The sequence below is a fragment of the Bradyrhizobium sp. 134 genome (genome assembly GCF_023074155.1).
GTDB lineage: Bacteria > Pseudomonadota > Alphaproteobacteria > Rhizobiales > Xanthobacteraceae > Bradyrhizobium.
This window is the reverse complement of sequence record NZ_JADPKX010000051.1, coordinates 1-511: the sequence shown is the minus strand read 5'-3', so window position 1 is coordinate 511 and position 511 is coordinate 1. Positions and strand designations below refer to the sequence as shown.

Below are 511 nucleotides of genomic sequence, written 5' to 3'. Positions count from 1 at the left end.
CCTTTCATGCGGCGAGCCGCTCGATCGTTATCCCGCGCGGCTGCGGGCGCGTGACGGCTCCATCAAGCATGTGCTGATTACGTCGAACAGCCGCATTGTTCAGGGCAAGTTCGTCAACACGCGCTGCTTCACCACGGATGTCACCGAACTCCGTATTGCCGAAGAGGCACGGAACGCTAGTGAAGCCAGGCTCGCAGCAACTTATGAGGCCGCCAGCGTCGGCATTGCTGAGACTGATCAGAGCGGGCGCTTCTTGCGGGTGAATGATTCCCTCTGCCGCATCACGGGACGCTCGCGCGACGAATTGCTCGGAATGACCTTCTTCGACTACACCGATCCCGACGACCAGGCGGAGGATGCCGAACTGTACGTGCGGCAGGTCCGCGGCGACATCGAGAACTACACCACCCGTAAGCGGGCATTGCGGCCCGATGGATCCGTGCGTTATCTCGATATATTCAGCTCGTCGGTGCGGGATTCGGCAGGCCGCTTCCTTTATGGCGTGCGCGTT

At 60.9% G+C, this 511-nt stretch carries 1 protein-coding gene; it reads left to right on the top strand.

The annotated features are described in order from the left end of the window. Positions 1–511, top strand: a 511-nt coding sequence (locus IVA75_RS40375; RefSeq protein WP_247291443.1) for a PAS domain S-box protein, incomplete at both ends; no start/stop codon positions are given.